Genomic DNA, 6129 nt, shown 5'->3' on the forward strand with positions numbered 1-6129 from the left:
GAAAGAAAACTTCGGTTAGAAGTCAGCTCAAATGAACACGCCCGCGATCAAGGATCGCGGGCGCAGTTCGCAACACCGGGAACTATCTTCCGAATACCGCGCGGCCCGCCTGCGACATCTCGTCGCGAGTGGATTCGGCGGTGCCGCTGATGCCCTGCACGCGCAGCTTGAAGTCGTCCGGGTTGGAAGCGTTTTCCAGCGCCGTATCGTAGGCGATCAGGCCGTGCGTGAACAGGTCATAGAGGGACTGGTCGAAGGTCTGCATGCCGTATTGCGACGTGCCCTGCGCCAGCGCCTCCTTGATAGCGCGGGTTTTTTCCGGCACCACGATGCACTCGCGGACATAAGCCGTCGAGATCAGGACTTCGACCGCAGGTACGCGCCCGGCGGTATCGCTGCGCCGCACCAGGCGCTGGCTGATCACAGCGCGCAGGGTGGCCGCCAGCTGCAGTCGGATCTGCTTCTGCTCCGGCGGAGGAAATACCGAAATGATGCGGTTGATGGTCTCCACCGCGTCCAGCGTGTGCAGCGTGGAGAACACCATGTGGCCGGTTTCGGCCGCGTGCAGCGCGGTCGCGATGGTTTCCAGGTCGCGCATTTCGCCCACCAGGATGACGTCCGGGTCCTGGCGCAGGCTGGCGCGCAACGCCGACGAGAACGAGGGCGTATCCACCTCGACTTCGCGCTGGTTGACGAAGCCTTTCTTGTCGCGGTGCAGAAATTCGATAGGATCTTCGATGGTGATGATGTGTTCCGGCCGCGCGGAATTGATCTTGTCGATCATTGCCGCCAGCGTGGTTGATTTACCGGAGCCGGTGACGCCGGTGACCAGGACCAGTCCCCGCGGCATGTCGCAGATCTGCTCCACGATCTTCGGCATGTAGAGCTCGTCCAGCGGGCGGATCTTGGTCGGGATAACGCGCAGCACCAGGCCGACATTGCCGCGCTGCTGGAAGACGTTGACGCGGAAGCGTCCCAGACCGGCCACGCCGTAGGCCATGTCCAGCTCGGCATTCTCCTTGAACTTCTGCTTCTGCCGGTTGGACATCATGCTGAAAGCCATTCCCAGCATGTCTTCGGCGGAAACACGCGGCTGTTCGGCCAGCGCAACCAGTTCGCCGTCCACCCGTACGTGCGGGTAGTTGCCCACTTTCAGGAGCAAGTCCGACGCCTTGCGGTCCATGGCGATGCGCAGCAGATCATCAATTTGCATGACTATGTCCGGAATTAGCTGTTGCGGCCAGAACGTATCACGGAAAGGCACCGTGCTCAAGACACAAGGGGCCATCCACGGGCCGTAAGGTACACGAAACGTACAGAGCCCATTATGGTTTTGAGGGCCTGCCATCGATGCCCGCAGCAATGAAAAAGCCGGAGCAACTGCCCCGGCTCTTTACTGCTTTATTGTGAATTTCAGACTACACCGTAACCGGCTGCTGTGCCTTGTTCTTCACCGGCACCGGCGTCATCCAGTGATAGCGATCGGGTTCGGTGCCATGGATGATCCCGTAGAATTCCTTCTGGATGGCATTCGTCACCGGACCGGAAATGCCCTTGCCGACGGTAATCTTGTCCACCGAGCGGACGGCCGTGATTTCGGCCGCGGTTCCGGAGAAGAACACCTCGTCGGCGATGTATAGCATCTCGCGCGGGATGGGCTGCTCGATGACCGTAACTTTCAGGTCCTTCGCGATGCGCATCACCGAGTCGCGCGTGATTCCCGGCAGCACCGAGTTCCCCAATGGCGCGGTGTACAGATTGCCCTGGCGGACCAGGAACAAATTCTCGCCCGAGCCTTCACTGACATAGCCGTGTGTATCCAGCGCAATGCCTTCGACGTAGCCGTTCAGGATGGCTTCCATCTTGATCAGCTGCGAGTTCATGTAGTTGGCGCCGCTTTTCGACATCGCCGGCAGCGTGTTGGGGGCAATGCGCGTCCAGGAAGAAACGCAGACGTCAACCCCCTCGCCGGTCGCGTGGCCCAGGTATTTTCCCCAGGGATAATTGCAGATGTATACCTCGATCGGCGAATTGAACGGGTTCACGCCCGCTTCGCCGTAGCCGCGCAGAACCAGCGGGCGGATGTAGCACGGGCTGACATTATTGACGGCGACCAGCTCGAGCATCGCGTTGACCAGTTCGTCGCGCGTGTATTCAATTTCGATACGGTAAATTTTTGCCGAGTCCAGCAGCCTCTGCATGTGTTCCTGGGCGCGGAAAATTGCGGGACCGTTCGGTCGGGCGTAGCAGCGGATCCCCTCGAATACCGACGAGCCATAGTTCACCACGTGCGACATCACGTGGATCCTGGCGTCATCCCAGGGAATTAATTTTCCGTTGTGCCAGATCTTCTCGGTCTTTTGAATGGCCATTTCGGCCTCCTTACTGGACGTACTGCACCTGCCGTTTCATGGCCCAACTGATGTAGGCTCTGCCGGCAGAAGTTTGCCGGGCGCCATCCGCCTGCCGTGTAGACACGCGAAACCTGTGCTTTCCAGTACGTGGCGCACGGACGATGTTACAGCTCATTATAGCCGAGGTGTTTCGCCCGGACCGCATAGAAAGCGGGCATCACAGGGAAAAGTGAGGGATGAACTTGCGCTGCGCGTGGCTAACTTTTCGCCGCCGGCGCGGGTTTTTCCTGCCCGGTTGCGGTTTTCAGCTTTTGCAGTTCATCGCCGCGGATGAACTGCGGATTCCGCCGCATCTGCGGCATGGCCGCGAACGGTTTGCTGTAGTCGTTGCGGGCGTTCCAGAACAGGAACCCGATGCCGCCATTTTGCTTCGCGACCTTCACCTGTGTTTCCACGTACTGCGGGGAATAACTCGGCGTCTTCCAGCCGAACGCCTGCAGCCACGGACGCAGCACGACGCCGCTATCGGCGGTGATCTTCTTGAACCGTTCCATCGACTCGGAGATGAAGTGCTCCGGGGCGTCGCCCGGCACCTTGTAACCGTCCATGCCGAAGAAGTGGGACGGGTAGATCATGGGCGAGAGCACGTCGCACTGCTTCGCCATCTGCGGAATGTCCTGCCCGGTGTGCGACAGGTCAATGGAGCGCTGCCACGCCATGACTCCGAACACGTCGAGCGAAAACAGCACCTTCATCGGGTGCAACTCGGCATAGGCCTTCGACAGGAAATCGGTGATGACCTCACTTCGCTGCGTGGGCGGGGCGGGAATCTCTTTGCCGTCAGCTCCCTTGCTCGCGTGGTGCAGAGGATGAGAATCGAAGTAAAACCCGGCGTCCTTCTGCTCCCCCTCGGCGGGGAAGCGGACGTAATCAAACTGCACTTCGTCCACTCCGTCCAGCGCTGCCTGCCGCGCCAGCGCGATGTTGTACTGCTGGACCTCGGGTCTTGACGGGTCGGTCCAGACCAGCTTGCCATTTTCACGCCATGCCTGGTGACGGGCGCGCGACTGCACCGCCAATTCGGGGTGGTTCACTACCAGCTTCTCGTCTCGGAAAATCGCGATGCGAGCGATCGCGTGCAGCCCTTGCTGGTGCAGCCAGCGAGTCAGTTTCGGAAGGTTCGGGATGTAGGGGTGCGGCCCGCCGGTGTTGAGCGGATGCTCGAATGGGATGTTGACGATCCCGTCACTATCTTTCACGTCGAAGACGACAGCATTGCCGCCTGCCTCGCGCCAGCGCTGGATGAGCTTCAGGCCATTCGAGCTGCCGGCCATGACGCCGGTCAGGTAAATGGCCCGCACCTCGTAGTCGCGCGCCACCGGCACCGGTTGCTGCGTGATCGGTCCTTCCATCCCAGGGATGATTAAGGTTGCGCCCGGCTTCAAGGAGATGCCCTTGATCCCGGTGTTGCGTTCCCTGAGCGCGGCTTCCATCTCCGCGTGCGTCATAAAGGAACTGGACACCCAATATTTCCTGATCACATGAGGCAGAAGCTCGCCCTTGGAAACCACGTGCAGCACGGTTCCCGGCGGCGCCACCTGCGGGGCAGGCGTGGTGTCTGGCGCAGATGAAACCGGCGGTGGGGTTGCAGGGGTAGCTTTTGGCGCGTGAGTCGCGCTGCTTCGTGTCCAGCCGCTGGCGGTGACAATAAGTGCAGTAAGCAGAACAAGGCTGGCCACTACGATCGTGATGCGACCGACTGTTTTCGACATGAATTTTCAATTCCAGTGCTGGAATAGCTGGAATGTAGCACAGGAATTTCAGCCGCCGGCCACAGAGCTGTGTACTGACCGGTTACGGAGGGAGGTGGCCTGTGGAAATCCGGCAGCGCACCTCCCGATTAGACGTTGGCGGGGCCCCGCGAGATGCAGCACATTTCTCAGTTTCAGAGAATTCGAAGTTGGTTTCACCAGCGATTTCTCTGCATCTAATCGATTGTGGGCGAGGGAACGCGGCATCGGGCACGGCAATCCGCAGATGCTGACTTCGGAATAAACAACTCCAATGCTGCTTCTCCCATCTCATGCCTAAGTCGCATCTCCGCCAAAGCGGAGAAACGGGCCCCGTGTGAAAGCTGGGGATTATGAAAACCGGCATTAATGCAACCCTCGATCCGAGCCGCCGCAGTGGCGATTCTCAGGAATTTGAAGGCGCCATCCGCCGCAAGATCGTCGGCCAGGATGCCGCCGTCGAAAAAGTCGCCGAGATTTACCAGATGTTCCTTGCCGGCCTGAATCCGCCGGGCCGCCCGGTCGGCAACCTGCTCTTCCTCGGACCGACCGGCTCGGGCAAGACCCGCGTCGTGGAATCGGTGGCCGAGTCATTGTTCGGCGACGCGCGCGCCTGTATCAAGATCGACTGCGCCGAGTTCCAGCACTCCCACGAAATCGCGAAACTCATCGGCTCGCCTCCGGGATACCTCGGCCACCGCGAGACCCATCCGCTGCTGACCCAGGAAGCCCTCAATCAGTGGCACACGGAGAAGTTGAAGCTCTCGCTGCTGCTGTTCGACGAAATCGAAAAAGCCTCCGACGCGCTGTGGCAATTGCTGCTCGGGATTTTAGACAAGGCCACGCTCACCCTGGGCGACAACCGCCGCGTCGACTTGTCCAGCTGCATCATTTTCATGACCTCCAACCTCGGCGCCGGCGAAATGACCGAGTTGATGATGGGAGGCATGGGGTTTGCGCAGAAGCCCATCGCCATCGACAGCAAGTTCGACGAGAAGATTGACCGCAGCGCGGTGGAAGCGGCGCGTCGCAAGTTTTCTCCCGAGTTCATGAACCGCATCGATAAAGTCGTGGTCTTCAAGACGCTCCGTCCCGAGCACCTGGAGCAGATCCTGGAGATCGAACTCGGCATGGTGCAGCAGCGCATCCTTCAGGCCACGGGAAACAACCAGTTTGTCTTTTCATGCACGCCGAAAGTGAAGCAGTTCCTGCTGCGCGAAGGCACTGACCCTAAGTACGGAGCGCGTCACCTGAAACGCGCCATCGAGCGATTCGTGGTCTTTCCCTTGGCCAACCTTGTCGCCACTGGGCAGGTGAAGTTGGGCGACTTCGTGCGCATCGACATGAACCCTGACGGCCGCATGGTCTTTGTCAAGGAAGCGGAAGGCGCGCTGGTCCCGGTGCTGCTGGAGAAGTACGGTCCTGAGTTCGTCACCCCCGCCGCCGCCCGCGCGACTCGCGCCGGGGCGCGCCGCGAGGTCGGCGCTCCCAGCACGCTGGGCGAAAAATAGCGGGTCTATTCGAAAAACGAAACGTGCCGCGAATTGTGCGGCACGTTTTGTTTTAGCATCGGCTCACTTCGTCACGGTGAGTGCCGAGTTCACGCTGTGTTGCCCCGTAGAGGAAGCTCCCACGATAACGATCCAGTAAGTCCCTGTCTGCGTGCCCTTGACAGTGGTAATGGTGAGCGTGCTGGTCAAACCGTTGGCGCCGGGGGTGGCTGGATTCTGTGCGAAGGAGCATGTCGCTCCCTTCGGTAAATTGCCGCATGTAAGGCTAACCGGGTTGGAATAAGTGCCTCCGAGTGCAGCGACCGTGTACGCGGTGTTCGCCGAACCGCCGCGAACTACTTGAATCGCATTCACGGCAAGCCCGAAATCCACGCCAGAACCGCTGAGCGGCAAGGTCTGCGAACTGGCCGGACCAGCAACCGTTACGCTGACCGCACCCCATGCGGCTCCCCACGTTAGCGGCAAGAATGTGAC

General features: G+C 60.1%; 5 protein-coding genes. 1 reads left to right on the top strand and 4 read right to left on the bottom strand.

Translation table 11 applies throughout. The features are described 5' to 3' along the window. Window positions 1-82: 82 nt before the first annotated feature. The 3 genes from VFI82_04140 to VFI82_04150 form a co-directional block, all read right to left on the bottom strand. A complete protein-coding gene (locus tag VFI82_04140; GenBank protein ID HET7183847.1) occupies window positions 83-1213 on the bottom strand; it encodes a type IV pilus twitching motility protein PilT in 1131 nt (376 codons plus the stop codon). Between the two features lie 205 nt (window positions 1214-1418). Then, a complete protein-coding gene (locus VFI82_04145; protein HET7183848.1) occupies window positions 1419-2372 on the bottom strand; it encodes a branched-chain amino acid transaminase in 954 nt (317 codons plus the stop codon). A gap of 239 nt (window positions 2373-2611) precedes the next feature. Next, complete coding sequence (locus VFI82_04150; GenBank protein ID HET7183849.1) at window positions 2612-4126, bottom strand: putative glycoside hydrolase; 1515 nt, start codon at window positions 4124-4126, stop codon at window positions 2612-2614. Window positions 4127-4497: 371 nt separating this feature from the next. Here VFI82_04150 and VFI82_04155 point away from each other — a divergent pair, with 371 nt between their 5' ends. Further along, entirely contained in the window at window positions 4498-5655 is a 1158-nt protein-coding gene (locus VFI82_04155) for an AAA family ATPase (GenBank protein ID HET7183850.1), read from the top strand. Between the two features lie 63 nt (window positions 5656-5718). Here the strand turns inward: VFI82_04155 and VFI82_04160 are convergent. Continuing rightward, window positions 5719-6129 (bottom strand): hypothetical protein (locus tag VFI82_04160; GenBank protein ID HET7183851.1); only part of this gene is annotated, 411 nt, incomplete at its 5' end.

This window comes from Terriglobales bacterium, from assembly GCA_035691485.1.
Classification (GTDB): Bacteria; Acidobacteriota; Terriglobia; order Terriglobales; family Acidobacteriaceae; genus JAIQGF01.